Source organism: Candidatus Nitrosocosmicus sp. R (genome assembly GCF_054408505.1).
On the sequence record NZ_CP167090.1, the window covers coordinates 1,870,848 to 1,897,531 of the forward strand.

A 26,684-nucleotide genomic window follows, 5' to 3' on the forward strand; every position below is an offset into this window, starting at 1 on the left:
TAAAATATTTTTCCGTAGGAAACAATAATAAGAAATTACAACTATTTAAAATATGCAGATAAATAAAAAGAAGGATGAAGATTGGAAATCAGGAGGATGAGAGATAACTGTGTCAGTTAAGAAAAATCATTTTAATACAGATATAACTGATGAAGATGAGATAGATGAAATAAAAAAAATTGCAGAGATGTTAAATCCGGATGAAAAGGTATTGGTAGTTGCCAGACAATCAAGATTTAAGCCTGGTGGGTCTCAACTTTCACCCAATGTGGTTTATGCAACTGATAGAAGAATCATTTTGAGAGATCCAAGTATGCTTGGACTAAAACAAGACATAATTGATATTCCTTACAATGTTATTACAAACGCCAAAATAGAAAAAGGCCTGCTTTCGGCTTCGGTAATCTTTAATGCTCCAGGATTGTTTAACCCCAATATTCCTGGGAGGATGCCATGGATAAAGAGATTAGAAACAGATGAACATGGAGAAAATGGGGTTATCGATGCTATTCCCAAGAAAAAGGCAGAAGATTTGATAGAGGTGATACGTAACGGAATTACACAAATAAGGTCCCCCACTTACCCCTCAACTCGTACTAACAATGTAAGCCAAATTCCCCAACACCAGAGTCAGAGTCAAATATCTCACGCTGATGAACTAAAGAAGATTGCGGACTTGAAGGATAGGGGTGTAATCTCAGAGGAAGAATTCAAAAGGATGAAGGAAAAGATCATCGGAAAGGAGTAGATTCATGCAACTAAAGTAAAACATAGTTAGATAGATATGATAAGGTAAAACATAAGGAACCTTGTCTTTGTTTTAACTTCTATCAATTTTACAGAGAAAATGCAATAAATTAAGAAGCCAAGGCATGACCAAAAAACAATTACAAAAACTTTTTTGCTTAATATCTATTTTGCTTGGTAAGAAATTCGCAAATCAATAGATAGGAAAGAACCTTTGGTTTTGTTGTTTTATCTTTGTACCAATGGCCTTTTAAGGCACATTTGAGTATAATCTTATAAATTGCTTAAAAGAGACAAAGATTTTAAAGAAACTCTTGCACATTTTTTAAGCAACAAGATTAGTTTATTTTTATTTTTGTCAATAGTGGTTGCAAGTGTAGCCATATACCCCTTTGTTATTCCGCACCTTTATCACCCTTCCATGATTTATCACATCCTCATTCACATAATTAGTTTTGACGTGGCCCTTTTCCTAACTACGATTTCGTTTGTCTCCTTCAAGAAGACAAAAAGTAAAAAAATACTCTTGACAGGCCTTAGTTTTGGATTTTTGTTAATTATAGAATTTCTGTATTTATTACAGTCAAGTCGTGTTTTGGGAACATTCTACATACCTTTAATAGAGGTAGAATTTCAACATGTATTGTTATTATTGATGTTAGTATTGTTTGCTGCAGGGGTATTGAGGTTGGAAAGAAAATGAATCCGAGCACGATAATTAATGAGAACCAAACAGAGTCAATTGGAAATAACAGAAGTACAATACTCAAAATTATCAACTCCTTTCCAGGGATTAGGTACAGAGATATTCTTAGAATAACAAATCTTAATAATGGCACCTTATCTCATCACCTATCAATACTTGAAAAAAGGTCAATAATCAAAATCGGCCGAACAGAAAATAGCAATATTACCAGATACTTTCCGGCCTCGACACCGTCGGATGAAACTCTCATACTAAATTACCTGAAAATAAAAACCACTAAAGGTATAATCATGATGTTAAATGATACCGAAGACGTACCCTTTAATGAGATTGTAAAGCATATCAATAAAGCACCGTCTACTACTTCATGGAATCTTAAAAGGTTAGTTGATTCAAATATAGTTGGAAGAAAAAGAGGTAAAGAGGTTTCATTATTTTATCTTCTTAATAAAGGACTGGTTAAGGAACTTGTTGGTCAATATAACAAAACTTTACTTGATAGAAGCATTGATAACTACATATCAATTATAGACGAGTTATAAAAAACATTATTATTATCTAGCGCTAAAACCATTCCTAACCTCTTTTCCAGGAAGGATACGATACAAAAAGATACTAAGCAAAAATCATTGACTACAACTTGTGGACATTAAGAAAAAAAACAACAGTAATATCTTTACTTCACTTTGCTTTATACTTACCAATATGAACCACTTAGATGATGGACCAGATAAGAACCGTGAAATCAAAGACAAATTAGAGTATCTTTTTGAGATGCAAAACTCCTTGATAACTCAAGATTATAACAGTACAAAAATTAAAAGTTCTGAAAATATTCCTTTAGATAATAACCCTGAAAATAAAATGAAGAAATTGTACGAGATGAAAGAACCATTTTCAGGATACAAAATATTTATGATTTCGTCTGCCTTGGTGCACGAAGCCATAGAACTTCAGAGGGAAACTAATTGGAAATGGTGGAAGGAAGATAAAACAGTAGATAAAGAAAAACTTCAAGAGGAAATCATAGATTTGTGGCATTTTTTAATACAACTATCAATTGAGGCCGGCTTTGAACCACAAACACTGATATCAAAATACATGGAAAAAAACAAAGAGAATACTGGAAGACAGTTAAGAGGTTACTAAGAACAATAACTACCCCACTACTCAAATCATATCAAATTTGCCAATCTTTCTTAGGGATTATCCTAGAATTTCTATTTCGTCATATTGATCCTTGACTGCCAAAACAAAAAGATCCTCCTCAAATATTAATAGCCAATCGCTTGTTCCTATAATAGGTAATTTCCTCACCAAGGTTTTCCCTTCTTTTAGTATGGTTCGGACATAAGCATGGGTGGGTAGCTTTGCATCCTTGTTTTTGACTCTGATAAGGTCACCTTGCAGTTTAATACCCCGAATACCGGGTTGGATATTTAGTTTTCTAATATTGCCATCCCTGTCTTCTATTTTTGAAGTTACATAACTTTGGCCGATGTCAAAATCCAAACAAAAAGATATTTTGATCACGCACGAATTACTTTGAGGAATTTCATTTTGCATGAGTTCAGATTCTTCATCAAAATAGAGACCATCTTTCAATAATTCATAATTACAGATTATTATTTAATAAAACTTTTCATAATTTATTAGGGTTTAAAGATTTCTCTATTTACTATAGCCAGTCGCTAGAAAATAATTCAGATTTAATCCTCAATTCTACGAAGATATTAATTTACTTATTTTTTTTCTCTATCGCAATAGCTTTTACCAATCTTAATATGACATGAGATACGAGTATATATTGTATAGAGGGCATGCAATATTCCAATATACCGGACCAAGATATCGTTATAAAGAATGTGACTTTTCAAGATATTCCCAAAATAATTGAATTGCAAAAGGAATCTTTTCCATCCATGTTAGAAGAAGGTAGTGTTTGGGGAAAAAGGCATCTTCAAAGTCACGTGGAAATATTTCCAGAAGGTCAATTTTGTGTTGAAATTAAGAACAAAATTATAGGTTCATCTAGTAGTTTAATAGTAAAGTTACCATCCGATTACGAAGTTCATACATTTAGTCAGGTGACAGGCAATAGTCTATTTACCACTCATGACCCAAGTGGCGATTCATTGTATGGTGCAGACATTTCTGTTCATCCGGATTTTCGTCGATTGGGAATAGCAACTTTACTGTACAATGCAAGAAAGGATCTGGTCATAAAATACAATTTAAGGCGAATCATAGCAGGCGGTAGGTTGATAAACTATTGTAATTATGCGGAAAAATTCTCCCCAGAAGAATATGTTCAACATGTTATAAATGGACAGATTTCCGATCAGGTGTTGACCTTTCAATTGAAAAATGATTTTAAATTCATAAAAATACTTTCAAATTATATCAAGGATTCTAGATCCCTAAACTATGCAACATTTATTGAATGGATAAATCCTTATTATAAAAAGTGACTCAAACCATCATAGATTGCCATGTACACGTAAATGGCTACGAAAGTTTAAAAAATTTACCACTCAAAGAGAGAATAGAATCACTCTCAAACACAATGCAGTCAAACAAGGTAGACCAGGCTATAATTATTTCATCGTATACAATCAATGAAGAAAGACCCTCTACAGGAGAAATATTATCTTCCGTCGAAAAACATGAAAAAATAAAAGTGGTAGCGGGATACTCAATTAGCAATCATGATGAAAGTAGTATTAAAGAATATGAAGAGTATCTTAAAAATGGTAAAATAAAAGGTTTGAAAATTTATCCAGGATACGAACATTACTATCCGTACGATCCAAAGTATCAGAAAGTTATTGATTTATGCATAGAGTATGATGTACCTTTAATGATACATACCGGAGATACATATACACCCAAAGGGAAAGTCAGATTTGCTCATCCGATAAATGTTGATGATGTTGCAGTTGATAACCCGGAATTAAAGATCATTATTTGTCACTTGGGAAATCCGTGGTTTTTAGACTGTCAAGAAATAATTTATAAAAACAAAAATGTTTATGCGGATATATCTGGATTGGTTTTGGGGGACTTTACGGAGTTTTATGAGAAATACCTAGTAGGCAAGATTACTGATTTTCTCAACTATGCTGGAGAGCCAAAATATCTGCTATATGGAACTGATTGGCCCATCTCTAGTATGAAATCTTATTTAAATTTTGTATCAAAATTAGACCTTAATCAACAGGAACGAGATTTGATCATGTTCAAAAATTCACAAAGGTTGTTTAAACTATGATCTGGGATGCTGTCCATTGAGGACGGCGATACCACCACTAATAAAAGTACAGTCAATGATTAGTTATTTGTAATATTAGAAATATTGTTAAAAGATATCTGGATATTTTGTTTTTGTTGTTGAGATTTACCACTTTAAATTTGAATCAGTGCGCAGTCGAAATCCCACGATAGATATCAATCAAAATTTTTATTGATTTTATTTCCATTTTTACAATAAAGTCGCTAGTCTCTCGAATAAATTTTTTTGAAATATGTTAAGAAAACTTCTTGAAATTAAGAAAAGATGTACTTCCTTTGTTATTTTGCAATTAAACAATGAATATTTATGGGTTGGTAACCAGCACAATAAAGATCTATGAGGTCTTAATACAACTCAAAGGTTGCTACTGCTGTTTGTTTGAGACTCTACAGTAGTACCATTTATCAGATTTCTGATTGATTGGTTAACGGTTTCGCCTGAGCCTGTTGTTCCGGAGCCAGTGATGTCAGAGGAATCACCACCTGATTCGGTCCCTTGACCTGCTGTAATACTTCCACTATCATCCTGGTATTGTAATGCTATGTTGTTACCTGACCCAGGGTCATTAATTCCACCTTCTATACTCTTCTGCTCGTCTGAAGAATCACTATCAGAACCTACTTGTTCAGGACCGCTAGACTCCGCCATTTTGCATCGGAGATTCGGTATCTGTTTGCTCAATTGACTCAACTTTAGAAGTATTGGAATTGAGATTGATGGATCACTTCCATGACATAGACCATTAGGTTGTGAAATGCTACTATTATTGTCTTTATATTTAATATTCTTTATATTTGTAAGTAACCCATGGGCAAAATTCTTTAACCACCCAATTTAGTAATATATTACAATCAATTAGTTGAATATATCATAAATAGCGCCATAATAAATTTATGGTATAAATATCTAAAATGTTTCCATTTTTAGAAAATTTCTAAAATTCTACTGATATAATGTGATGATAATAATGCCAAGTTACAGAATTCAATTGGGGTACTGGATATATCATCATTGAGTTGGTCTTTTAACTTTGGACAATACCCTAATCTTTACATTGTAGCTTGGATCTCCATTTTGTAAATAGATGTCCGACTTGGAAATGCCGGCAATAGTATTTTTCAATCTTACTCGGGTATTATCATCGAGCAGATATTCATTCCATTTTTCAGAGGTTGTAGAAAAGGTTATCTCCTTTTTATAGGAAGACTCCATCTCCTCCTTTGTATACATTTTCTTATGTGTGGGCCCTGTTGATTTATCTGAAAAAATGAAGGATTGGATTGACTGAAAATTAAATTCATATTCTTTTGATTTATCCATCTTTGATTTTTTTACCCCGGTTAACACTACCCTACTTTTGAGCTTTGTATCATCGCTTAATAGGTATGAATCCCAAAATTCCTTTATTACCTTAAAATCCAGTGTAACGAAATCACTCATCTAGGTTTAATCTTTTCAAAGGATATTTTAATCAATCCGGCCAGCAAGCTAGCTATCATCCTACCTAATCTTAATAGAGTCAAGAAGTAAGGTCGAAGGTCTTCTTGCGTATTTTGTTTTAGACACTCCCCTTATTAGTATAAACAGTGAGATGAAGACTTGAAAAGCGATATCAAAAATTGAAATATTTTATATATGAATAAACAAATGTCAATAACACATAAAATTTACTACCATAAATTGTTCATACCATAGTATCTAAAAACTGAAATGAATTTGTATTCCATAATCTAAAGATGAAAAGAAATACTAATTATGAGTTTTTTATTATTTCTTTAACTGGTTTTTCTGTATTCTTGATTTTGTTTCAATATTATTATGATCCTTTAGGTAAAGCATTAACTGCTTTATTTGTATTTGATTTCATTGTATCCATAATTTTGTCAATTGACTTCGCTATAAGAATAAAAAAGTCTAAACATCCATCCAAATATTTTTTAACTCATTTGTATGAAATTCCTGCCTTAATACCCTTGTACGCTCTAACCTTGTTGCAAGATAACACTGTATATGGAGCTGGTTTAAAGAGCTTGAGGCTTATACAGCTTTTCAGGTTCTTGCATGTCTTATCTAGAACTTTGATCATGATGGATGAAATCAAAAATAGGCTTCTATATGTTGTTTTTCTATCCGTGATTACGGTTACGGCTGGTGCATTTACCATGTATGTTGTAGAGCATAACGTCCCAGATTCAAGGATAACAACCCTTGAAGATGCTTTTTGGTGGGCGGTGGTTACAGTTACTACAGTTGGATATGGTGATGTATACCCGATCACAGTTGAAGGGAGAATAATTGCCTCAATAATAATGGTAATTGGTATTGCAATTTTAGGCATATTAATTTCAACTATAGGAGCACAATTTTTAGAGTCAAAATTAAGAAATCAACGCAGAAGAGAAGAAAATAACATTAAAGTACTGATCAAAGACAAAATTGACAGACTGGAAGTCTTACAAAGTGAGGAAATTGTGACACTTTTAAACCTCATATCGAATCTTCATGGGGAACTCAAAAACAGTAATAGCGGTCAAATGCATGGATCTCCTTGTTTTAAATGCAATAATATAAATTCTCAAACGGCAATCTACTGTAATAGGTGCGGAAGTAAAATAACCACTGGTAACCCATAAAAGGTATTAAAGGGCTGGTGGTTCAGCGTGGTACGAACGTTCGATTCGCAATCGAGAGATCGCGGGTTCAAATCCCGCCCAGTCCACTTTTGAGTCACTTATGCGAATTCCCGTGTATTATTCTCAGGTTTGTTAGGCATCTGAAGCAAAGCTTATTCTTTTTTATAGTAACTATGGTACCATAATTTTATATATAATAGGAAGACGTAATCTCTCTGCAGGACAGACAGCACACGGGAAATTGTATATAGTAGACGATAATTACATTGAAGTAAGGAATAAAAAATAATAATTTTATTTTGTTTAAGTAATTTTTTGTCTTGAAGCCACATCAATACTCAAACATCTCATTTAACTTGTGTCACAAAAAAAGATCCTAATTAATGATTCACCTCTGCAATTAAAATTCTATTGCGTATTCTATGCGGTTTATTTACAAAATCTAGCAAAACCTTATATTTACTGATATTGTATGTAGTCGAGTAAATTGAAAGATGGATTCTAAAAAAAACAGTACGACTCAAAGGCCTTTAGTATTACAAGGTGGTGGATCTATAGGCGCATATGAGGCAGGAGTTTTTAATGTGTTATACCATTGGATACAAAAAGATATCAAAGACAAGAAGAATGAAAACATATTTGATGTTATTGCAGGAACATCTATAGGCGCAATCAATGGGGCCATACTGGTGAGTTTCGTTCAACAAAATAATACCTGGGATGGTGCATCATCAAATCTTTTGAAATTCTGGGACGATCTGGCATATACCCCTGACCTTTACTACTATTGGCCATTCTGGAACTACTGGGCATTACCATGGAGCGAGAGCTCTTGGATTAACACATGGGATAACCAAAATAATAATGACCCAAAATCCGCAACAGGAGAAGCTGCTCGCAGATATTACTCATCAAAAGATTTTATACTGCATGGTGCCCCCGGCATGTTTTCGAAACCACAAAAAATCTATGACGATCGTTTTCTTGATAGTTTCGGCGCTCCAAGTAATGTGTGGTATGTATATGACAATAAACCACTAAGGGAGAGCATAATGAAAAGTGCTACTTTTCCAATAGCTACCAATTATTATGATGCAAATAAGCAGGAGTTAAAACAGCCCCGACTGCTATCAGTAAGTGTTGATGTAGAGGAAGGAGAAACGGTAGTTTTTGATAGTTACTCCAAGGAAGATGGTTCTAGATCAACTGAATACACACAGGATGACAACAGCCAGGAACAGCAACCACAATCAAAAGAAGGAAAAATAAAAATCCTCTACGATGAAGGGCTAATGGTCGAACATATTATGGCTAGTGCGTCCGTCCCAATACACTATGATTATACATATGTGCCAAAAACATATGACTATGATAAAAATTTTAGTGATAGAGATAGAGACACAAAACTGGAGGAGTTAAAACAACAAGGAACTGTTGACAATAACTATAAAAGATTTTGGGAGGGTGGAATATCAAGCAACACCCCTCTAAGGGAGCTTATACAGTCACACCAGGAATATTGGAGTTATTGGGTCAAAGAAAAAAAGTAGAAAAAATTCCTGATCTGGAAGTATATGTTGTGGACGTGTGGCCTTCCATGGAAAACAAGAACTATCCAATAACACCAGACTATGATTCTACAGTCAATAGGAGGAATGGATTAACATACCAGGACAAAACCCCTTATGACGAAAAGGTTGCCAATATGGTGTCAGATTACTATAACTTAGTAAATGAGTTGTTGAAATTGGCAAAAGAGAACAGCATATCAGACGATAAAATAAATGCTATTTTAGATAAAAAAGAAAAAGTGCACATCGTCGTGGAGAACCAAGAAAATACAGAAGTTTACTGGAGGACCGGTTTGATATTACAAAACTAATACGCATTGAAAGAAGTGGAGATCCTGATGATATTTCAAATAAATGGTGCGATTCCTCTAAAAAAACAATAGATGGATTGATAAAACAAGGAGTAAAAGATGCATTGAAAACCTTGGTTGATGATGATATTATTACGACCATAAGGATAGACAAGTCCGAAGGAATAGACAATGTCATCAATCATATTAAGAGTTTTATTTTAGCTGTTAAAGACACGAATCTACCATATGATAAAATGATGATAGAGATTGCGGAGGCTATTAAAACAAAACTACAAACAGGCGATAATATCGCTATTTCTCTGTGAAATATAGCTTTATTTTCAAATCTTATCATCAGGTGTAAGACTAAAAATAGTATATAGTTTAACTTCCATGCCTATAGAAGTGGTATGGTATTGTCTGTACTATTTTTGGTATCTCAATGAGTTAGTCATAATAAATTTACACATAGCAATAAGATATCATTTTGTAATCTTGTGTGTATTATGTCACTGATATTGCAATAAATTTATTGTTAATACCTTTAGTATAAGTTACTATGTAATAAGAGAACCCTCTTACCACAGAGATTTTCTTAAAAATTTGGAATCTAAAAATTACCAAGGTCCTGGAATTCTTGTACTGTAATCTTAATTAAATTCATTTTAGTAATCTCAATAAATTGTAATGGTGTTTAGTTTGTGAGTAATTTTCTTATGTTTCTAAATCAATAGAGATTTAGATTCTTAATGCTTATTTGGTAAAACTATACACCAAGCGATTAATCCTATACATTGCCACAATCGATAATGCAATCACTGATATTTGCATAATTTTTGAAATTAAGTCTAGTTTTCCTACGTATAATTCTACACCCACAATTGGGACTCCTACGGTCCTTGAAGCGATATATGTAGAGATTAGAGCTATTGAAACTAGGATGATCACAATATAAGGGAGTCTTTTGATAAACCTTGTTTTTAACAACCATAATACAAGGCCGAAATAAATTAAACCGGATACAATAAATAGTGTAATTTCAACCTGCTTTTCCGTTGTTTCATCATGAATACCAAAGTTTAGTAATTCCATCCAATCAGTGTATTCCGCATATGCAACTAAGAAGTAGAGTATTCCTGTAATTGCCATAATACCACATAAAGCGTAAATTATCAATAATTTTTCAGTCATTTATATCACCATTTGTATAATGTTTTTAGTATGACGCAAAAAATAAGATTATGCTAGGCCTTTCTTTGCCTCTTCAGCGTGTGTCAACGCTCCGTTAGTGTCCCCATCTTTTAGTGCCTTTAGTGAAGCTTCAATATGTTTTTCAGCACCGCTTTGATTTGGCTGGTCCTCTAAGCTTGCTTCAGATTGGTATAGCGATTTCTTTGCACCATCATTGTCCCCGGTTTTTATCATTAAAATACCTGTATCAATCGATTTTATGATTTCATTATTTGGGTTGTCAGCAGAAGTGGTATTTGTTTGATTCGAAGACGTTATGGCAATGCTATTAGTAGCATTACTTTGTCCAAATGATAAGACGCTATTTGAAATTAAGAGCAGGGGCACTAAACTTAGAAGGGAAAATAAGATAACTTTCCCATAGCTTTGTGATATGATAGTCATTTAGAGACAATCTGATTATTAGGAATAATAAACTAATTATCATTCCCATCTATTTAGAATGGTCAGGAAGAATAATTAGAAGTAAATGAACAAGTATTAATTGTGTTTGAATCCCTGCCATAATCGAACTATTTTATCTTGGTGCTCTTTATTTTTGATCTTGCAAGTAATTCTATTGTTTTTGAAGGTTATTTGAATCTCGTCAATCCAAGATGTATAGAAGGATTCATCAGTTCCATCCATTTTACGAATAATTTTTGTTTTTTTTATAATCTTTAATTGCTCTAATTTGCTAACTTTTCTATATGTCGAAGATATAGGTATATCTAAATTGGATGCTATTTGTTGAGTACTGTATTCTTTTCCGTCAAGTAGTTTCAAAATAATTAAACTAGTGTTATCAGTCAAAAAGGTTAGGATATCTTCTGGTGTTGGAGCGCTCAACTCTTCAACACGGCAATTATTACTAATACGAACCCAAATATTTCTACTACTTCTTCAATCAGCTCCTTACTTTTCTCATCCGACAAAGCTAATGAGTCACCAATTATTGTATCTCCTATTGTTATTAGTAAGAAACCTGCTGCAAGGTAGATCATCGGGACATATCTGCTCCTTCTATAAGCTCGAATGGCAAAATAAACGAGTATGAACCCTAGTATTACATGAATCAATATAACTAGATTCATTATTTCCATGGCTTTACTTGATAAATGGAAATGCGATTATGATTTAAATGTTATATTAAAAAAATGTTATACGGTTTATTCTTCATCTCTAAATTATATGGATTTTGATACTGTATATTAGTAATACTTTAATGATTACAAACCTGCCATATAGTAAAATTAGTGGATGTTTTTCCTATCGGTTTCGTAGAAAAATCTCGATTGTTCGATTAGTAACAGCCGTAATGAATTCTAATTCTTCTTTACATAAATATTTGGACCATATATGTACTGAGCCAGTGATAGGATAATAAAAAATATGATTTTTACATCCAGAGAAACTGGTTGAGCTTTTCTGGATGCAAACATCAAGCCTAAATGATGCGTATAATTGATCATCTCATTAAACTTAAGGATTGTGCCAGATACTTATGCTTACTCTATAATCTCCCCATTGCAATTGAAATGGTAGGTTCAACGAATCATCTTTCTTGTAATGTAGGGACAGCTATCCTGACATCTCATTAATTTCTCGCGATAAAATGATATTTTATAAATTTATCTATAGTTCCTACCGATTAATAATAGTCAAAGATTTTATTATAGGTCGGCTTCTCCTTAGCTTTAGCGGGTTATCAAAAATATGAAAATAAATATTCATGTATTTTTGAGTGTTCTAAGTGCTTTAGCATTATTAACTTCCATTACTTTCATTGCACCTAATAATGCATTTGCACAACAAGGTTCTTTAAATATTAGTAGTTCCGGTATTGCTAATTTGCAGCCAAATATCAATGCAGAAAGCATTTTTGACACTAAAACAATGACGTTAGGTAACAATATTCAAAATTTCGTTATACTTATTCCAAATGAAGGTCATCACGGCGAAGGTGAAGAAAATGAAGCCCGTTTCTTAGACCAACACTTTGTGCCTGAGAATGCTGCAGTCAACGTAGGTACTACCCTACTTTGGTTTAATGGAGATGTTGGTCACGAGCGTACTATAGATGTAAAGGGTAGTGATGGCAATTCAGTGTTTAATACAGGGCTATTACAGATAGTCAACCATCAGGGTCATATACTTTCAGCAATCCAGGAGCATTCAATTATGAAGCAGAAGGTGACCCAGGTGTAACCATGACTGGTTCTATTAGGGTAGGGAATATCCAATCTCCAGTAACACCTTCTAGCTCTTTCACAAACTCAAACTCTACTAATATTGACACGGTAGGAGTCTTAATGGTACCAACACAAGATATAGACAGTTATATTCAGCGGATTACTGATTCTGGAATTACCGTAGATAATACATACGACTTTAAAGATTTGAGAGGGGGACAAAAAGGTACTGGAGATACGCAAACTTTGATCGTATGGACCACCGCAAATGGAAAAGACCTAAATGAAACACTTTCATCATTAAGTGTAATCTCAGCAGGTTTGCCTTATAGTTAGATTCCTCCAGATATTTATTTTGATAGAACACTGCTGTGAAATTTTATTAAAGATATTAACATTTCAAAAAGATTTTATTTTTTTAACATGTAATTGAAACTAAATTATTTAGAGTTAAACGATTTTGCTAACAATTATTACGTAAATTCAACCCGTTCATTCAACTTTCTTGTAGATTTTTATACAAGAATTAATATATTATTTTTATGGAACAAAAACCAAGACCGATATTGTTTTCAATTATTATCTTATCATCCATCATAGCTGTTACATCATATGCCACTGTTCAGGTTTATGCTCAAGGCAGCCATTCAGAATCAGATTCAACACCCATATCTGCAGTAATAATGATAACTGCAGATGACCAAGGGAATCCAGTATTTAACCCCATAAAAACTACCATAAGACAAGGTGAAGAATTATTAGTTTTGAATAATTTGTCAAAAACACATACTTTCACCAATGGAAATGGCACTGGAGATTCTATGGATGGAAAAATATTTACAGTAGATATAACTCCAGGAAGTTTTTCAGAATATCTGGCTACAAACATTTCTCCTGGTAATTATTCTTTCTATTCAAAAAATGACCCTAACCTCAAAGGAGAATTAGTCATTACGCCGTAAATGTTTGATCCTTCTCGGGTACTGAATATGGATTTTAATTGATATGTGTTACTCCTCATCCAATAAAATTTCTTTTTTCTACAAGATTTAAACAAAGTCTGCAGGTTTTTCCATTGACTAGACTAAGTGGAACCTATTCCTAGCAACTTATTCTTTAGTTATCAATCTCTTTACAGAAAACAAATCAGATATATGAGAACATTTATCGTAATATGGCTGATTATGTGCAATATGAATCCAACATGAACTAAAAAATTGAAACTTGTATTTTTTTGAATAAAATATTTTCTAAGTAATTACAATCTTAAATAATACTTCAGTTATTCGTATTTTTTGGTCTGTAGAACACTTTGGACGATCAAAGATATCCCATAGTTTTATGGTTTGTTCATTCATACTCATTTTTAATAAAGGAAAATCCTTGTCAAGGCTCAACAGTTAAATCAACTTTGTTGACTTGTTTGTTTCTTATGATAAATATATCTCTTGAAATGGTTGACCAACTTATCTATAGATTAATAGATGTCATCCATTGAGTATGACCTCTGGCCAAAAGCATCCTAACTATCTCTCTACTCCAAGAAACTTGTTTGTGGAATTTGTTGGGTGAATTACCCTTTCTCGATAACTTGTAAAAATGTTCTCTGCCATTCGGAACGTTTAGACAAGGGATCATGTCTTCTGTCCTTAGTGGGATACATATAGGATTAAAATAAAAACAGCCAAAATAAAAAGGGAAATCACATTTTCATAAAGATAAAGTGATAAAGTGATTATCCTCTAAAGATTTCCGCCATAATAATAATTTAATAGAGTATCTAGAAAATTATTTTTATATCTAGATTTAATGGATTTGTAGTTGTATTAATTCGCATTCTGGTTGGATAAGTTTAATTGCTCGCTATAAATGACAAAAAATTACGATATCCAAATGAAGAAACTGTCTAATAATCCGGATACTAATTATGCTGTTAAAAGTTATGAATCGAGGTAACAACTAATTGACTGGATTTATTACTTCTTTGACAAATATCTATTTTCTATTGATTGTTGGAAGACAACTCTAATCCAATTTCCATAGCTTCAGGATTATCAGATCTGGAAAGTAAGATATTTTATGATCCTTCTTAGATTCAAATAATTTTGGGAACCGAAGCAACATAGATTAATAAAGACAACCATATCCCTCACACAGTAACATCTGTTAGCATCAAGATTAGTCCCAGAAGAGAATTTGATTCTAGAATAATTAATGGAGATAACAGCTACTTAAATACAAATTTAAACAGAAAAGAGGCGTGAATTTCATTTTACTTTATATCCATGGATGACTGAAAAGGTAATAACTGCATATCATCTCAAGTTATGTAAAAATCAAGTGAATTAAATATTTGAAATAAGAATTTTATCCAAATAGAATTATTTTGTAGATATTATTATATCACTAGTAATTAATTTTTATTCGACAACAAAATAAACTAATATTTGGTTTCATTTTAGAAGTTGGATATTCATGATAATATTTATGAAATACCATATACCACTGGTAGGTACATGTTTCCAAAAGCTGACGATGTTTCGATTTTAGAATGTGTGAAGGACAATGACACGGTAGCAATTTCAGGCTTTAACATGGCAACTACCCCCGAATTTTTGATCAATGGACTATACAATAGATATCAAAAAGAGGGTCATCCCAAAAATATATTTATAATATCGGACGCTTTGCCAGCAGTTCCAGGCAAAGCTTTAGACTATGTTGCAGAAAATTTGTACAAAAATCCTAAACAGGATTTCCTAAGGGGTTCTTTGATGCCTTTTTTAGGATTTTCTCCTTGGCTGCAGAAGATAGTTATAGACAACAGGATTGAGTGTTATGGTTGGCCAATTGGAATCACGGCCTATTGGTTTAGAGAGATAGCCTCTGGAAGACCAGGACTATTAACTAAAATAGGTTTGAATACATTTTTAGATCCAAGAAATGATGATGCCGCCCTTAACGAATTGGGCAAATGTAATCTATCATGCAAGATTGAATTATTAAGTATTGACGACGAAGACTATCTTTTATATAAAGCACCAAAACCCAATTGTGCTTTAATAAGAACTTCCCTTGCTGATGAAATGGGTAATTTGTCAACTCAAGAGGAAGGGATCAGGGGAACAGTTCTCAGTATTGCTCAGGCTACCAAAGCAAGACCCAATCAAGGAAAAGTAATCTCACAAGTACGCTGGATAACAAAAGCAGGGACGATAAATCCAAGACATGTGGATGTACCTTTTCCACTTGTTGATCACATTATAATTTCTCCAATAGAATACCACTGGCAAACAGGATCTATTCCATACGATCCAAGACTATCCAATCAAATTATTTCTCCTATGTATAATAATTTAACTGCTAGTATTCCTCTAGAGGAACCCAAGGAATATGAAAGGGTAATCGCTAGAAGAGTGGCGCTCGAATTCATAAATCTCTTCACGAAAAAACAGGCTCCTGTATTGGTGAATTTAGGAATTGGGATCCCTGCATTAATTTCATCAGTTGCTGCCGAAGAAAACATTATGAATTATATAATAACGGTTATTGAATCTGGACCATGGGGTGGAGTAGCCTTATCAGGAAATGACTTTGGATTAGCCATGGGGGCATTTGCCCTCTCCACCATGCCCGACATGTTTTCTAACTTTGAGGGTGGAATCATTGATGCAGCATCTCTAGGCTTTTTACAAATTGATAGATTTGGAAACGTAAATCCCTCGATGCTTCCTAACCGATTATTTGGAACCGGTGGATTCCCTGTTATTGCAGGAGGAGTATCCAAAATTTACTTTGCAGGATCTTTTAGAGGAGGAAAAAACAATATTGATATAAAAGAGAACGGAATTAAAATACTACAAGACGGACCAATTACAAAGTTTGTTCAAGATGTTTATAAAATTTCGTTTAGTTCCTATCAAGCATCTAAATATGGACAAGAGATTATATATGTTACAGAAAGAGCAGTATTCAAGCTCAATGGAACTGAATTAGTTTTGGTGGAGACTGCACCGGGTATTGACATTGACAAAGATATTTTAAAAAAAATGGATTTTAAACCACAAATGGCTCCAGAACTAAAAGAAATGGATAAAAGACTTTTCAATAATTCAGCAATGAACATAAAAAAAGATTTAGAAATTTTGTAAAAATATGTAAGATTCTTAAAAACCAGAGTGATTATTATTTATATCAAGGCACGATTAAAACTGGACAGGTAGAGATTTCAGCAATATTTCTAGTAACGCTACCAAGTGCTTTATTTTTTGAGATCCCTCCTAAACCGACACTTCCTAGAACAATAAGCTCTACCTTTTGGTCCTTTACAAATCTGATAATACTGTATGCAACATAACGATTGGAATGGCTTCCTTTGAGAATTTTCGTACTTATACGCACTCCAAATTTCTCATACTTTGTTTTGAGCTCTTCAAGATTCTTAATCCATTCTGATTCTATTACTGTATTAATTTGCTTAGTATATTGATCCAATGACTCACTTTTAACATCTTTAGTTGGTTTGCTCGGGGTCGTGATTCCAGCTGATGTATGTATAGTTGGTAACACATTCAGAATTATTAACTCATGATTATTTTTAACGTTATTCTTAGATGTATTTTTACTCACATCAAATCCGCTCAATAGGTTTATCGAATAATCTAATGCTTTGAGTGAATGTTCAGAACCGTCAACCAATGCTAAGAGTCTCATATATTATGAATTAATATGCATGTTTATATCCTTGTTCTTAGAAGCTTGCTTCGATACTAGCTATCCAGATGATATTGGATTAAGAATATCTTAACTCGTGGTGAATTTAGTATGCACTTGTTTCGATGGTCGTTAACCCTTTAATAGAAATTTTATTATCGAAAATTATTCTGAAAGTAACATAATGAAAATTTTTGTATGCACAATCCAAATTATGTTATATATAACCTAGAGAAGATATATGCATAATCTTGAAGTGGACGATAGAAGATTTTGTTTATGGTGCAACGGATGGAGCTGTTACCACATTTGCAATAGTTGCAGGTGTAGTGGGAGCATCATTGTCTCCTTCCATTGTTATAATTTTAGGATTTGCAAACCTTTTTGCTGATGGGTTTGCAATGGCAGTGGGTAATTATTTATCCACAAGATCAAGAATAGAGTATATAGAAAGAGAGCGAAATAGACAAAATAAAGAAGTTCAAGACCAACCCGAATACAAAATATCTGAAATAAAAAATATTTATACAGAAAAGGGTTTTAAAGATGAATTATTAGAAAACCTGACCAAGATTATAGTTTCTAATAGAAAGATTTGGGTGGATGTTCTGATGAAAGAGAAAATCGGGATGTCGAATGTAGGCGACGAGAATCCAATATTCAAAGCAATTACGACATTTATTGCTTTCAATATGGTTGGTGTAATCCCGCTTCTTCCCTTTATCTTTCTCTTTGTCATAAACAACCCTGCAGGTTTTACCACCAATGATACTTTTATTTATTCGATTATTTTTACAGCATTAGCTTTTTTTTGTATTGGCTTTATCACGGGAAGAGTTGTTAACAAATCGGCTGTAAGGTCGGGCTTTATTACATTAGTAATAGGTGGTATAGCCGCACTCGTTTCTTATATGGTAGGAACCTTGTTAAGCTTGTATATATAATAAACAGCAAATATTTGTACAAAAATAGCAATTAAGATACATTCAAGTGGTTTCTCATCGAATAAACAGGATAACACGCTTATTTCAGGTAATTATTTTTATCTTTTTATTTGTCTATCGCTCAAAAACAATCAGTAACTTTTGTTTGTTAAGTAAAAAGGGATCTACGAACCGACTGGTAGATTTTTCAGTATATAATTATCCTCTTCTTTAATGTACTACTAATACAGGACGATTTGATATTTCTATCAGGTTTCTTGATACACTACCAAGGGTCTTTATTTTTGAAATACCTCCTAATCCAACATTCCCTACAACTATAAGATCTATTTGTTCTTCTGTTGAGAATTTTATGATGCTCTCAGCAATTGCCCTACCAGAATGACTGCCTTTAAGCACCGTAGTTCTTATTGAAATATCTGATTCTGATTCTGCATATCTAGCCTTGATCTTTGATAATTTATTTATCCATTCAGTCTCCATCATCTGATTCATTTCTTCGATGAATTGAGACAAAGAAACAACCTGATTAGTTTTAATAGATTTCATAGGTTTTTCAAATACTAGCGGCATATGAAAATGAGGAAGTACGTTTATCAGTATCAGTTCACCACTACGCTTATTTTTTGATTGATCGGCATTAGGATTTGTAAGTTTGAGTAGATAAATTGCATATTCCAAAGCCTTTAAGGAAGGATCCGATCCATCGATAGGAACTAAGACTTTCATCAAGTCAAATTACCTATCATATGGTATATCCTTGTTGATAGATATTGATGTTTAGTCTATAATCTCCAATTAGTTGCGTCAAATTAATTGGCTCAATAACCATCTCATATGATAAATATTTGATTCAGGGAATTAATACCCCTCTTCCAATTATCTGGCCCTCTTTCAATAATTCTATCGCTTCATTAACATCATCCAGTTTAAATTTGGTTATATTATTCATAATTCTACCCTCAGTTAATAATTCGATTACCTCTCTTAGTTCATTATAATTGCCCCACAAGGATCCAGATATTTTAAATTCATTTAATACAGTCATTGCTATTGGAATTTTAGCTGCTGTTCCAAACAGACCCACTATTACTACCGAACCTCCTTTTGCTAATACACTGATAGAGTCATAAAACGTCTTGTCGGTCCCTACGCAATCAATGATGACGTCTAGCATCTTGCTTCTTGTTTCGGCCTTAATTCTGTCAACCAAATTATCAGTGGAATGTAGATTGACTAAATGATCCGCGCCGCATTTGCTTGCTAATTCTAACTTACTGTCAGATCTATCCATGGCAAATACTTTAGACCCACCTCCCAAGATTTTTGCATATTGTACGGCATATGAGCCTAAACCACCTATTCCAACTATCCCAATGTTTTTTCCTGGTCCAAGCATGTTCTTCACCTTTTTGATTGCTCTGTAGGGTGTCAGACCTGCATCAGTCAATGGTGCTAAATTCTCAGGTTTAGTTCCCGAAGCACGAACATTCACTAAAAATCTGTATGAAGGAACTAGGACATATTCAGAAAATCCCCCGTCAAAAGACGATAACCCGGGCCATTTAGCAAAAGCACAAAGTTGTTCATCTCCTGACTTACAATGTATACACCAACCACAACCCCAGCCGCCAAAAACTGCAACTAAGTCACCAGGTTTCATGATATTTTCCGGTACTGATTTACCAACATCTTCAATCCATCCCGCTATCTCGTGTCCTGGTGTCTTTGGTAGATTTAATGGGATAATATCTTTCCATTCGCCACTAATAAGATGAAGGTCGCTATGACATAATCCTGAAGCTCCTACCTTTACGAGCACTTCCTCGTCACCTCTTATGACGGGTTTGGAAATATTATCCAATTCTAAATGTTTCTTATACTCGTGAATTCTAGCTGATCTAATATATCCATCCATTCATATCCTTTTATATTCAGTATAGAAAAATCTTGTTAAAATAAAAGTCAGTATTATCAAGTTGACTCGTTGCTAACGAACCCATTATGATGGTGTCAAATAATAATTAAATAAGTCAAGTTAGGCCAGCAATTTTATATAGACCAATCTTTTCAGGATTGTATGAGTCTCGACTCTATCGGAATCACAAATTTAATGAATAGAAATATTATAGTTGCTGAACAGAATATGAATTTAATCGGCGTATCGAGAATAATGTCTAATAACAATATTGGCTGTGTGGTCATTGTAGACAATCTAGAAACCCGAAAGCCTCTAGGAATTATTACCGAAAGAGATATCATTAGAACAATTGGTATGTTACAACCACATCAGATGGTAGTCCCTGTAAGAGAACATATGAGCCATCCCTTAATTACGCTTTCATCGAAGGCGACCGTTTCAGATGCTATGAAATTGATGTATGAAAGAAAAATAAGGAGAGTTATCATTTTAGAGAAGGATAAATTGGCCGGAATTTTAACTGATAAAGATATCTTTAGAGCTTTAGTTGAAAACAAAGACTTGCTCTCTACTGTCATAGCAAGCAACCTTCCAATCCCAGAGAAGCAAATGAAAGATGAAATTTCACATTTTTGGTTTTTTAATACTTTCATTGAATAAATAGTGATTAATTGAAGAGAATTAATGAAATAACTCTATTGAAATGATTTATAAAAAGTCAACCCCTATAATTCATTAATCTTTAAATGGTTTTCAATGCAATGTAATTTAGGTAATGAATCCTTTTTTTACATACTTTGATACACTAACAAACGCCTTTGATGCATATACATCAGGTACCAAAATACTGTCAAAATATAATCAAGCATACATCGAGAGTTATTTCAATGTTTTAGCAGATTACCAGAAACAGGCTACCGAATACAAAAATTTTAGAGTTTTTAATAATCTAAGATATTTGTTACCAACAGAAGAATCATACTGTGAATGGTTGAAAAACACCGATACAAAGTTAAATGATTTGTTAAAATCAGAAGAATTTTCATCTTCATTATCAAAGTATGTAAACTCCCATCTGGAATTACATCGGTTATGGAAAGCTCAGGGATATCCTATCCAGCAGTTTGAAGATATTTATGAATCCATTACAAACAATTGGAACTCATATTATACTAGTAGAAAAGAAAAGGCAATCTCAGAGTTTAAAATATTATATAAAAAAGACAATGTAAGACTAATCCGCTTTATAACCGATGATAAGTCTACTGCTAACAATGGCAAAAATCCGCTTTTAATAATTTATGCTCCAATAAATCAATTTCACATTATGGATATTAATCCTAATAGAAGTGTTGCTAAATCGCTTTTATCCAAAGGAATAGACGTCTACCTGCTTGATTGGGGATATCCCACCTCAATATATGATAGGCTTTCATTATATGATTACGTAACGTATGTAAGAGACGCGGTACAATTCATTCAAAAACAATCCTCTACATTCATCTCTGTAGATATGCAAGAAGAAATAAAGGACAAGAATACGGATCAAATGAACTTAGAAATAAAAAATACGAAAAAAAATGATTTGATCGATAAGTCTGGTTCAGATACTAGCAGTAACAGTAACAGAGTTAATCAAAATTCTACCTATCCTGAGCAGAAAATATCAATCCTGGGATATTGTTGGGGAGGAATCATATCATTATGTTATGCTTCTTTGTATAATAATAATATAAGAAATTTAACTCTTCTAGCGGTCCCTGTTGATTCGAGCAAAGATCAAACTATTCTCTCAACATGGGCCAAGAACCTTAATGCGGACAAAATAATTGATGAGTTTGGTGATCTAAATGGGCAAGTTCTAGATATAGGATTCATGATGCGTAATCCTATGAGATATACGATAGATAAATATCTTACAATGGCTAAAAAATACAACGATAAAGAATTCATGGATATATTCAGATCCGTTGAAGAATGGCTTTATAACACGCCAAACATTCCAGGAAAACTCTTTAAGGATATCATAAATGAGTGCTACAAGAATAACTCACTTGTGAAAAATAACATGCGAGTAAATAATGAAATTATTAACCTCAAGAAAATAAATGTCCCAATCCAAACAATTGTAGCTGAAAATGATGATCTTGTGTCTCCAGAGTCAACAATGGAAGTCGAGAATTGTGTCTCCAGTAACACAAAAAAAATGATTAAATTTAAGGGTGGTCATGTTGGATTATGTGTAAGCGGATCTGCTCATAGTCAATTGTGGCCAGAGGTTGCCGATTGGATTTTAATAAACTGATCATATCGATTAACCGAAGCCGATATATTAATTAAGAACATCAATCCGACACTTAGTAAAGTTAGTATAGTATGCCCATAAATGTATCCATTATCATAAGCATAAGTGATAGGAACAACATAGACTTTGTTACCATCGAAACATCCTACTCTGCCTATTAATTCTGACTTTAAAAGATCATCAATTTGACTCTTATCCAAATCGCCCCACATGATTAGAGTATTACATATTCTATGATTAAAAACATATACTAATAATAGATTTTGACAGCTCTGCGAAGTTAAGATATCATGTGCCGCTCACGGTGTCATTTATATAAGTAACTTTCTTTATCATTTTCTCAGATAATCCCTTCCTTCTTTTGTCAACAAAAGTCATCTAACCAATTACAATTATAGTTTCTTATTAACCATTCAAGAAAATTTAAGCGCCCCGTGTCCTTACTATGTTTATCAACACTAGGCAAATTTCATGGCTGGCGTATAGTTTAGTCAATCTGATGTATTCATGACATCTCGTTGGTTGGACCTTTTACTTAAGGTAGGCATGGAACTTGTCGTCTTTGTATTTCGATATCTATTTCAGTAGATACTGTAATCCAAAGTTAAAACAGTCAGATTGTTCACATGGTAAAGTGTATCATCCAACAGTGGGGAATAATAAAGTACTTTTTTACAAACTGACCAGATATATAATACGTCATTAGCATGAAAAAGTATTGTTGTAGAGAATTACACGAATTGGAGGATGATTCTTGGCAGAGAGGATTTGGGCTTAATGTAGTGGAAAAAAACAAAGTTGAGATATTTTGTATGGATGAAGCAGGTTACCCAAAACGCATTGATGATTATACCTTCAATTTCTGTCCCTTCTGTGGTAATAGACTACTTACTTAAGCATGTTTTTTACATTCTCAATTTATTATGATTTATTCAATTATTGCAAGTCGTCATCTGAGGAAAATAAGTTCTTTGTGGCAATAGAATGCTAATGATCATTAATATTTATTATGATCAATTATAATTATATAGATTGTAATTTGATCATCTATGAATAATATTATTGGTGGAGTAATTGAATAATTTTGTATCTAACTCAAGTTTGTAACACATCTTGTAAATCATCATCATTGTCGTAATAGCGTGGCAAAAAAGTTGATTTACAAGACAATAAGCCAATCATTCTTGATCATTTGTGTTTTCAAATATCGGTCTTGCTATATTGTACTTTAATACGAATACAGGACAATTGCTGTTCAAAGAATCAAATCAGATGGATTTGTAGAGGATCCCTGAGTGCAGTCATCTCTGAACATAAACAAATTAATTCTAAATATAGATGCAAAATTATCAAGATAGGGATTTAGTAAAGCCCATCATTATTATCATTACTCTTTGTATAAAAGTCCATTTTATCTTCTAATCCCTTATGTTCATTGTCATTATTGTGAAGTGACGTAGGATCTTGTCTATTGCGTTTACGAACTCCTATAACAGGTCCATTACAATAATCACATATGTCTAAAATTAAATCATAGTAAACCTCCTTCTGTTTATCAAGTGTAACTGTCTTTAAGGGTACAACTACAATTGGCATATTACAAATATGACACTTCATACTTACTGAATAGATATCAATGCTAATAAACTACTATGTGAAATTAAAACCTTTTATTCTTTCTCTTTTCATATGGTGGCTAAAAATAGACTTCATATTATGCTTGAATCTCGTTGTATGATCAATTTCGTAGCAACATTAATCCAATTATATATTCTACCATGAAATAAAGGTGATACTACGATTATCTGAAATACTGTAACATGGACAAATCATTACTTACTTAGGGAATTTATAAAGAGGTAAATAAAAATACATTTTACAAAATACAAAGTAAAAAGAGATCTTAGATGTGATATTGTTGAACCACTACTGATGATATGCGCTACTGGTGCTACTTTAAGCCCAATAGTACCTCATTTGGGGCACAAAATATCCAGATTTCTGTTAAAATATTATTTGTTTTGTCTGATAGAGTTAGGTAGTATATCATACAGTAAAATAAAAAATAAATATATTACAGAGCAAATGGTGGTTTGAATAAGTATCGCTGAGCTGATATATTTCGAATTAAACAAATTATAAGCAATTAATTATTTTGATCGGCTTTGTAATTTTAAGCTCTGAAGTTTTTGTTATAATGACACGCATACGCCTTAATCCATTGTTTGATATGGTCGAGATTGTAGTTCCGTTTTCGACATGAAAAATTGTCTTCAAAACTTTTCGTCTTATCCCGTGTGTACTACATGGTTCATTCGATAACATTTTTCTCTAGACGACTGATCAATGTCTGTATTATTCTTAAATATATTCTCATTCATTCTGGTTTGATTTGATTCTTGTGCTAATACTACTATAGGATATAAAGCTGCATCAAGATACAGAAAACAAATCACCATAGCAAAAACACAAATGGAAAATATGATAAATGACGAGGTGACAAAAAGCTCCTTTGACTTTTTTATAGTGAAGCCTATTTTTTTATTTAGGTGAAAACAAAGGTTTGGATTACTTGATAATGTCAGTTAATACTTTCTAGGTGACCCTATGCTTATTGATCTGATCATTACACGCTGATCCAACAGAACTACTAACCTGTCGCCATTATATAATTTTGTCTACTGCTGTTATGCAGTGTATAACAAAAATATATATAAAGAACAAGGCATTGCAATATATATGATTGTACAGTTTAGAGGCGACCTAATTTTCTATTGTAATATTCCTGAAGTGATAGACAAAATTAGGTTTGTGTATGTCAAAATAGCATATGATGCAATTGAAATGTAAATTGAAACTAAAGTGACAAACTTGACTTGAAATGGCACCTAATCTCATCCTCTCCTGGAGTCTTGAACGTCGCAATATAAGCCGATTTCTTAATTTGTAAATCTTATCAAAATGACTTCCATTTTAGTTACCAACCCGAATGGAAGAGTAGGAAAAAAAGTTGTTAAAATTCTATCTTTGTATGGTAAAAAATTCTATATATCCCTCAGATCAACTAATTGTTTTTTCCCTTCAGCAAGTCAAAAAGTTGAGACTTTCACTAATCAAGGTTTAATCAATTTTGTTGACATGGATTACAATAATCTGGAATCCATTACCCAACATAAACTGGAGGGTATCGAAAAAATTTTCTTGATATTACCATATTTTAACGCCCTAGATGCAACTAAAAAAATTGTAGCAGAAGCACAAAAAACAAAGTCAGTAAAACACATTTTAAAATTATCAGATATGGGAATAGAATTAAATCCGTCTACCTATCGAGGAATGATACACAAAAAAGTTGAAAAGATAATCAAAGACTCTGGTTTTCACTATACATTTTTGCGATCTAATTATTTTATGCAGAATTTCATAGAATTACCTTATAAATATACGGTAAATGAAAAAATTTTTTATCTTCCTTTAGAAAATGCAAGAGCCAGCTTTGTGGACCTGAGGGATGTAGCGGAGGTTGCGGCTACAATCCTTCATGATAAATCTAACAAACACTATGGGATAGTTTATAACATAACGGGTGGACAACGGTTAAATTGTAGCGAAGTATCTGATATTCTCAAAACAATACTGAGCGAACCAATAAAGTATGTCAATATTTCAGAACAAACAGCAAAGGCAGAACTAATAAAGGCGGGGTTACAATTAGAATTGGCAGCTTATTTACTTGATTTTTACAAAGTTATAAGAGAGGGACGAATGAGACAGATCTCAAAAGTAGTCGAATCGATTTTAGGTCGAAAACCAATCTCATTTGAGATCTTCGTGCGAGATCATGTAGAGTTATTCAAGAATGAAATTGAACTGAAAGCCAATAGTCAATAATTAATTTTTCATGTATTTCGATGGCTTAGCTATTCCTCTTTTAACATGAGGTTTGAATCATCCGACCATTTCTAATCTTCGTATCTCTTCGGATCATAGGTAATTTTTCTGCCCTACTAGACGCATTTTTAGATTTGACATCTAAAAGAAATATATCTATTTCATAATTTCTGAAGATATAAATTTCATAAAGGATAAGAATAAGCGAAGAAATATTGAACCCATAAAGAAATTATTTAAAGATTT

At 32.9% G+C, this 26,684-nt stretch carries 31 protein-coding genes and 1 tRNA gene; 20 read left to right on the top strand and 12 right to left on the bottom strand.

What is annotated here, in order from left to right:
• Positions 1 to 109: 109 nt before the first annotated feature.
• From AAGU22_RS09645 to AAGU22_RS09660, 4 genes are all read left to right on the top strand, one after another.
• Positions 110 to 748, top strand: a complete 639-nt coding sequence (locus tag AAGU22_RS09645) for a PH domain-containing protein (protein WP_458718901.1) — start codon at positions 110 to 112, stop codon at positions 746 to 748.
• A gap of 279 nt (positions 749 to 1,027) precedes the next feature.
• The gene (locus tag AAGU22_RS09650) at positions 1,028 to 1,450 is read left to right on the top strand and encodes a hypothetical protein (RefSeq protein WP_458718902.1); all 423 of its coding nucleotides are present in this window, start codon (positions 1,028 to 1,030) and stop codon (positions 1,448 to 1,450) included.
• Complete coding sequence (locus tag AAGU22_RS09655) at positions 1,447 to 1,995, top strand: winged helix-turn-helix transcriptional regulator (protein ID WP_458718903.1); 549 nt, start codon at positions 1,447 to 1,449, stop codon at positions 1,993 to 1,995. Before AAGU22_RS09650 ends, AAGU22_RS09655 begins: the two co-directional genes overlap by 4 nt.
• Before the next feature lie 163 nt (positions 1,996 to 2,158).
• Entirely contained in the window at positions 2,159 to 2,602 is a 444-nt protein-coding gene (locus AAGU22_RS09660) for a dUTPase (protein WP_458718904.1), read from the top strand.
• A gap of 57 nt (positions 2,603 to 2,659) precedes the next feature.
• Here the strand turns inward: AAGU22_RS09660 and AAGU22_RS09665 are convergent, their stop codons facing one another.
• Complete coding sequence (locus AAGU22_RS09665; RefSeq protein ID WP_458718905.1) at positions 2,660 to 3,058, bottom strand: hypothetical protein; 399 nt, start codon at positions 3,056 to 3,058, stop codon at positions 2,660 to 2,662.
• 215 nt (positions 3,059 to 3,273) lie between these two features.
• Here AAGU22_RS09665 and AAGU22_RS09670 point away from each other — a divergent pair, with 215 nt between their 5' ends.
• Both AAGU22_RS09670 and AAGU22_RS09675 read left to right on the top strand, forming a co-directional pair.
• Entirely contained in the window at positions 3,274 to 3,924 is a 651-nt protein-coding gene (locus AAGU22_RS09670; RefSeq protein WP_458718906.1) for a GNAT family N-acetyltransferase, read from the top strand.
• On the top strand, positions 3,921 to 4,724 hold the full coding sequence (locus AAGU22_RS09675) for an amidohydrolase family protein (protein ID WP_458718907.1): 804 nt from the start codon (positions 3,921 to 3,923) through the stop codon (positions 4,722 to 4,724). Before AAGU22_RS09670 ends, AAGU22_RS09675 begins: the two co-directional genes overlap by 4 nt.
• A gap of 375 nt (positions 4,725 to 5,099) precedes the next feature.
• Here the strand turns inward: AAGU22_RS09675 and AAGU22_RS09680 are convergent, their stop codons facing one another.
• The gene (locus AAGU22_RS09680; protein WP_458718908.1) at positions 5,100 to 5,426 is read right to left on the bottom strand and encodes a hypothetical protein; all 327 of its coding nucleotides are present in this window, start codon (positions 5,424 to 5,426) and stop codon (positions 5,100 to 5,102) included.
• A 327-nt stretch (positions 5,427 to 5,753) separates the two neighbouring features.
• Positions 5,754 to 6,185, bottom strand: coding sequence for a hypothetical protein (locus tag AAGU22_RS09685; RefSeq protein WP_458718909.1), 432 nt, complete (start codon positions 6,183 to 6,185; stop codon positions 5,754 to 5,756).
• A 296-nt stretch (positions 6,186 to 6,481) separates the two neighbouring features.
• On the opposite strand from AAGU22_RS09685, the gene AAGU22_RS09690 reads away from it, so the two are divergent.
• The 5 genes from AAGU22_RS09690 to AAGU22_RS09710 all read left to right on the top strand — a co-directional run bounded on the left by AAGU22_RS09690 (position 6,482) and on the right by AAGU22_RS09710 (position 9,568).
• A complete protein-coding gene (locus AAGU22_RS09690) occupies positions 6,482 to 7,378 on the top strand; it encodes an ion transporter (protein ID WP_458718910.1) in 897 nt (298 codons plus the stop codon).
• An 11-nt stretch (positions 7,379 to 7,389) separates the two neighbouring features.
• Positions 7,390 to 7,464, top strand: a tRNA-Ala gene (locus tag AAGU22_RS09695).
• A 408-nt stretch (positions 7,465 to 7,872) separates the two neighbouring features.
• The gene (locus AAGU22_RS09700) at positions 7,873 to 8,928 is read left to right on the top strand and encodes a patatin-like phospholipase family protein (RefSeq protein WP_458718911.1); all 1,056 of its coding nucleotides are present in this window, start codon (positions 7,873 to 7,875) and stop codon (positions 8,926 to 8,928) included.
• Entirely contained in the window at positions 8,907 to 9,260 is a 354-nt protein-coding gene (locus tag AAGU22_RS09705; protein WP_458718912.1) for a hypothetical protein, read from the top strand. Before AAGU22_RS09700 ends, AAGU22_RS09705 begins: the two co-directional genes overlap by 22 nt.
• A gap of 104 nt (positions 9,261 to 9,364) precedes the next feature.
• Complete coding sequence (locus AAGU22_RS09710) at positions 9,365 to 9,568, top strand: hypothetical protein (RefSeq protein WP_458718913.1); 204 nt, start codon at positions 9,365 to 9,367, stop codon at positions 9,566 to 9,568.
• Between the two features lie 427 nt (positions 9,569 to 9,995).
• On the opposite strand, the gene AAGU22_RS09715 is transcribed toward AAGU22_RS09710, so the two are convergent.
• The 4 genes from AAGU22_RS09715 to AAGU22_RS09730 all read right to left on the bottom strand — a co-directional run bounded on the left by AAGU22_RS09715 (position 9,996) and on the right by AAGU22_RS09730 (position 11,566).
• Positions 9,996 to 10,433 carry a hypothetical protein gene (locus AAGU22_RS09715; RefSeq protein ID WP_458718914.1) on the bottom strand — a complete coding sequence of 146 codons (438 nt, stop codon included), beginning with the start codon at positions 10,431 to 10,433 and terminating at the stop codon, positions 9,996 to 9,998.
• 48 nt (positions 10,434 to 10,481) lie between these two features.
• The gene (locus AAGU22_RS09720) at positions 10,482 to 10,820 is read right to left on the bottom strand and encodes a hypothetical protein (protein WP_458718915.1); all 339 of its coding nucleotides are present in this window, start codon (positions 10,818 to 10,820) and stop codon (positions 10,482 to 10,484) included.
• Between the two features lie 153 nt (positions 10,821 to 10,973).
• Positions 10,974 to 11,321 carry an ArsR family transcriptional regulator gene (locus tag AAGU22_RS09725; protein ID WP_458718916.1) on the bottom strand — a complete coding sequence of 116 codons (348 nt, stop codon included), beginning with the start codon at positions 11,319 to 11,321 and terminating at the stop codon, positions 10,974 to 10,976.
• A complete protein-coding gene (locus AAGU22_RS09730; protein ID WP_458718917.1) occupies positions 11,318 to 11,566 on the bottom strand; it encodes a DUF7521 family protein in 249 nt (82 codons plus the stop codon). Before AAGU22_RS09730 ends, AAGU22_RS09725 begins: the two co-directional genes overlap by 4 nt.
• A gap of 646 nt (positions 11,567 to 12,212) precedes the next feature.
• On the opposite strand from AAGU22_RS09730, the gene AAGU22_RS09735 reads away from it, so the two are divergent.
• The 4 genes from AAGU22_RS09735 (at position 12,213) to AAGU22_RS09750 (ending at position 16,815) form a co-directional block, all read left to right on the top strand.
• Complete coding sequence (locus tag AAGU22_RS09735; protein ID WP_458718918.1) at positions 12,213 to 12,680, top strand: hypothetical protein; 468 nt, start codon at positions 12,213 to 12,215, stop codon at positions 12,678 to 12,680.
• A gap of 2 nt (positions 12,681 to 12,682) precedes the next feature.
• The gene (locus AAGU22_RS09740) at positions 12,683 to 13,000 is read left to right on the top strand and encodes a hypothetical protein (RefSeq protein ID WP_458718919.1); all 318 of its coding nucleotides are present in this window, start codon (positions 12,683 to 12,685) and stop codon (positions 12,998 to 13,000) included.
• A 206-nt stretch (positions 13,001 to 13,206) separates the two neighbouring features.
• Positions 13,207 to 13,626, top strand: coding sequence for a cupredoxin domain-containing protein (locus AAGU22_RS09745; RefSeq protein ID WP_458718920.1), 420 nt, complete (start codon positions 13,207 to 13,209; stop codon positions 13,624 to 13,626).
• 1,503 nt (positions 13,627 to 15,129) lie between these two features.
• Positions 15,130 to 16,815 (top strand): acyl CoA:acetate/3-ketoacid CoA transferase, encoded by a 1,686-nt coding sequence (locus AAGU22_RS09750; protein WP_458718921.1) that lies wholly within the window; start codon positions 15,130 to 15,132, stop codon positions 16,813 to 16,815.
• Between the two features lie 43 nt (positions 16,816 to 16,858).
• On the opposite strand, the gene AAGU22_RS09755 is transcribed toward AAGU22_RS09750, so the two are convergent.
• Complete coding sequence (locus AAGU22_RS09755; protein ID WP_458718922.1) at positions 16,859 to 17,377, bottom strand: universal stress protein; 519 nt, start codon at positions 17,375 to 17,377, stop codon at positions 16,859 to 16,861.
• A 251-nt stretch (positions 17,378 to 17,628) separates the two neighbouring features.
• Between AAGU22_RS09755 and AAGU22_RS09760 the strand changes: the two genes are divergently transcribed.
• Complete coding sequence (locus AAGU22_RS09760) at positions 17,629 to 18,321, top strand: VIT1/CCC1 transporter family protein (RefSeq protein ID WP_458718923.1); 693 nt, start codon at positions 17,629 to 17,631, stop codon at positions 18,319 to 18,321.
• 210 nt (positions 18,322 to 18,531) lie between these two features.
• Here AAGU22_RS09760 and AAGU22_RS09765 read toward each other — a convergent pair whose 3' ends face one another.
• Together AAGU22_RS09765 and AAGU22_RS09770 are read right to left on the bottom strand one after the other, a co-directional pair.
• Entirely contained in the window at positions 18,532 to 19,050 is a 519-nt protein-coding gene (locus AAGU22_RS09765; protein ID WP_458718924.1) for a universal stress protein, read from the bottom strand.
• Between the two features lie 124 nt (positions 19,051 to 19,174).
• Positions 19,175 to 20,239, bottom strand: a complete 1,065-nt coding sequence (locus tag AAGU22_RS09770; protein WP_458718925.1) for an NAD(P)-dependent alcohol dehydrogenase — start codon at positions 20,237 to 20,239, stop codon at positions 19,175 to 19,177.
• Between the two features lie 162 nt (positions 20,240 to 20,401).
• Between AAGU22_RS09770 and AAGU22_RS09775 the strand changes: the two genes are divergently transcribed.
• Together AAGU22_RS09775 and AAGU22_RS09780 are read left to right on the top strand one after the other, a co-directional pair.
• The gene (locus AAGU22_RS09775) at positions 20,402 to 20,902 is read left to right on the top strand and encodes a CBS domain-containing protein (protein ID WP_458718926.1); all 501 of its coding nucleotides are present in this window, start codon (positions 20,402 to 20,404) and stop codon (positions 20,900 to 20,902) included.
• A gap of 115 nt (positions 20,903 to 21,017) precedes the next feature.
• Positions 21,018 to 22,547 (top strand): alpha/beta fold hydrolase, encoded by a 1,530-nt coding sequence (locus tag AAGU22_RS09780; RefSeq protein ID WP_458718927.1) that lies wholly within the window; start codon positions 21,018 to 21,020, stop codon positions 22,545 to 22,547.
• Here the strand turns inward: AAGU22_RS09780 and AAGU22_RS09785 are convergent.
• Together AAGU22_RS09785 and AAGU22_RS09790 are read right to left on the bottom strand one after the other, a co-directional pair.
• Positions 22,505 to 22,759: a pyridoxamine 5'-phosphate oxidase family protein gene (locus AAGU22_RS09785; RefSeq protein WP_458718928.1), complete on the bottom strand. Its 255-nt coding sequence runs from the start codon at positions 22,757 to 22,759 to the stop codon at positions 22,505 to 22,507. The two genes, AAGU22_RS09780 and AAGU22_RS09785, sit on opposite strands and share 43 nt — an antisense overlap.
• A 1,150-nt stretch (positions 22,760 to 23,909) precedes the next feature.
• A complete protein-coding gene (locus AAGU22_RS09790) occupies positions 23,910 to 24,143 on the bottom strand; it encodes a hypothetical protein (RefSeq protein ID WP_458718929.1) in 234 nt (77 codons plus the stop codon).
• Between the two features lie 1,098 nt (positions 24,144 to 25,241).
• Between AAGU22_RS09790 and AAGU22_RS09795 the strand changes: the two genes are divergently transcribed.
• Positions 25,242 to 25,397, top strand: coding sequence for a hypothetical protein (locus tag AAGU22_RS09795; protein ID WP_458718930.1), 156 nt, complete (start codon positions 25,242 to 25,244; stop codon positions 25,395 to 25,397).
• A gap of 111 nt (positions 25,398 to 25,508) precedes the next feature.
• A complete protein-coding gene (locus tag AAGU22_RS09800) occupies positions 25,509 to 26,438 on the top strand; it encodes an NmrA family NAD(P)-binding protein (protein WP_458718931.1) in 930 nt (309 codons plus the stop codon).
• Positions 26,439 to 26,684 lie beyond the last annotated feature (246 nt).

Bases quoted from the DNA above. Each gene is read 5' to 3' on its own strand.
- AAGU22_RS09755 (WP_458718922.1), bottom strand. From the start codon at position 17,377: ATGAGACTCTTAGCATTGGTTGACGGTTCTGAACATTCACTCAAAGCA.
- AAGU22_RS09730 (WP_458718917.1), bottom strand. From the start codon at position 11,566: ATGAATCTAGTTATATTGATTCATGTAATACTAGGGTTCATACTCGTT.
- AAGU22_RS09715 (WP_458718914.1), bottom strand. From the start codon at position 10,433: ATGACTGAAAAATTATTGATAATTTACGCTTTATGTGGTATTATGGCA.
- AAGU22_RS09740 (WP_458718919.1), top strand. From the start codon at position 12,683: ATGACTGGTTCTATTAGGGTAGGGAATATCCAATCTCCAGTAACACCT.
- AAGU22_RS09770 (WP_458718925.1), bottom strand. From the start codon at position 20,239: ATGGATGGATATATTAGATCAGCTAGAATTCACGAGTATAAGAAACAT.
- AAGU22_RS09690 (WP_458718910.1), top strand. From the start codon at position 6,482: ATGAAAAGAAATACTAATTATGAGTTTTTTATTATTTCTTTAACTGGT.
- AAGU22_RS09800 (WP_458718931.1), top strand. From the start codon at position 25,509: ATGACTTCCATTTTAGTTACCAACCCGAATGGAAGAGTAGGAAAAAAA.
- AAGU22_RS09745 (WP_458718920.1), top strand. From the start codon at position 13,207: ATGGAACAAAAACCAAGACCGATATTGTTTTCAATTATTATCTTATCA.
- AAGU22_RS09700 (WP_458718911.1), top strand. From the start codon at position 7,873: ATGGATTCTAAAAAAAACAGTACGACTCAAAGGCCTTTAGTATTACAA.
- AAGU22_RS09765 (WP_458718924.1), bottom strand. From the start codon at position 19,050: ATGAAAGTCTTAGTTCCTATCGATGGATCGGATCCTTCCTTAAAGGCT.
- AAGU22_RS09775 (WP_458718926.1), top strand. From the start codon at position 20,402: ATGAGTCTCGACTCTATCGGAATCACAAATTTAATGAATAGAAATATT.
- AAGU22_RS09685 (WP_458718909.1), bottom strand. From the start codon at position 6,185: ATGAGTGATTTCGTTACACTGGATTTTAAGGTAATAAAGGAATTTTGG.
- AAGU22_RS09670 (WP_458718906.1), top strand. From the start codon at position 3,274: ATGCAATATTCCAATATACCGGACCAAGATATCGTTATAAAGAATGTG.
- AAGU22_RS09790 (WP_458718929.1), bottom strand. From the start codon at position 24,143: ATGCCAATTGTAGTTGTACCCTTAAAGACAGTTACACTTGATAAACAG.
- AAGU22_RS09655 (WP_458718903.1), top strand. From the start codon at position 1,447: ATGAATCCGAGCACGATAATTAATGAGAACCAAACAGAGTCAATTGGA.
- AAGU22_RS09785 (WP_458718928.1), bottom strand. From the start codon at position 22,759: ATGTGGGGCGATTTGGATAAGAGTCAAATTGATGATCTTTTAAAGTCA.
- AAGU22_RS09660 (WP_458718904.1), top strand. From the start codon at position 2,159: ATGAACCACTTAGATGATGGACCAGATAAGAACCGTGAAATCAAAGAC.
- AAGU22_RS09780 (WP_458718927.1), top strand. From the start codon at position 21,018: ATGAATCCTTTTTTTACATACTTTGATACACTAACAAACGCCTTTGAT.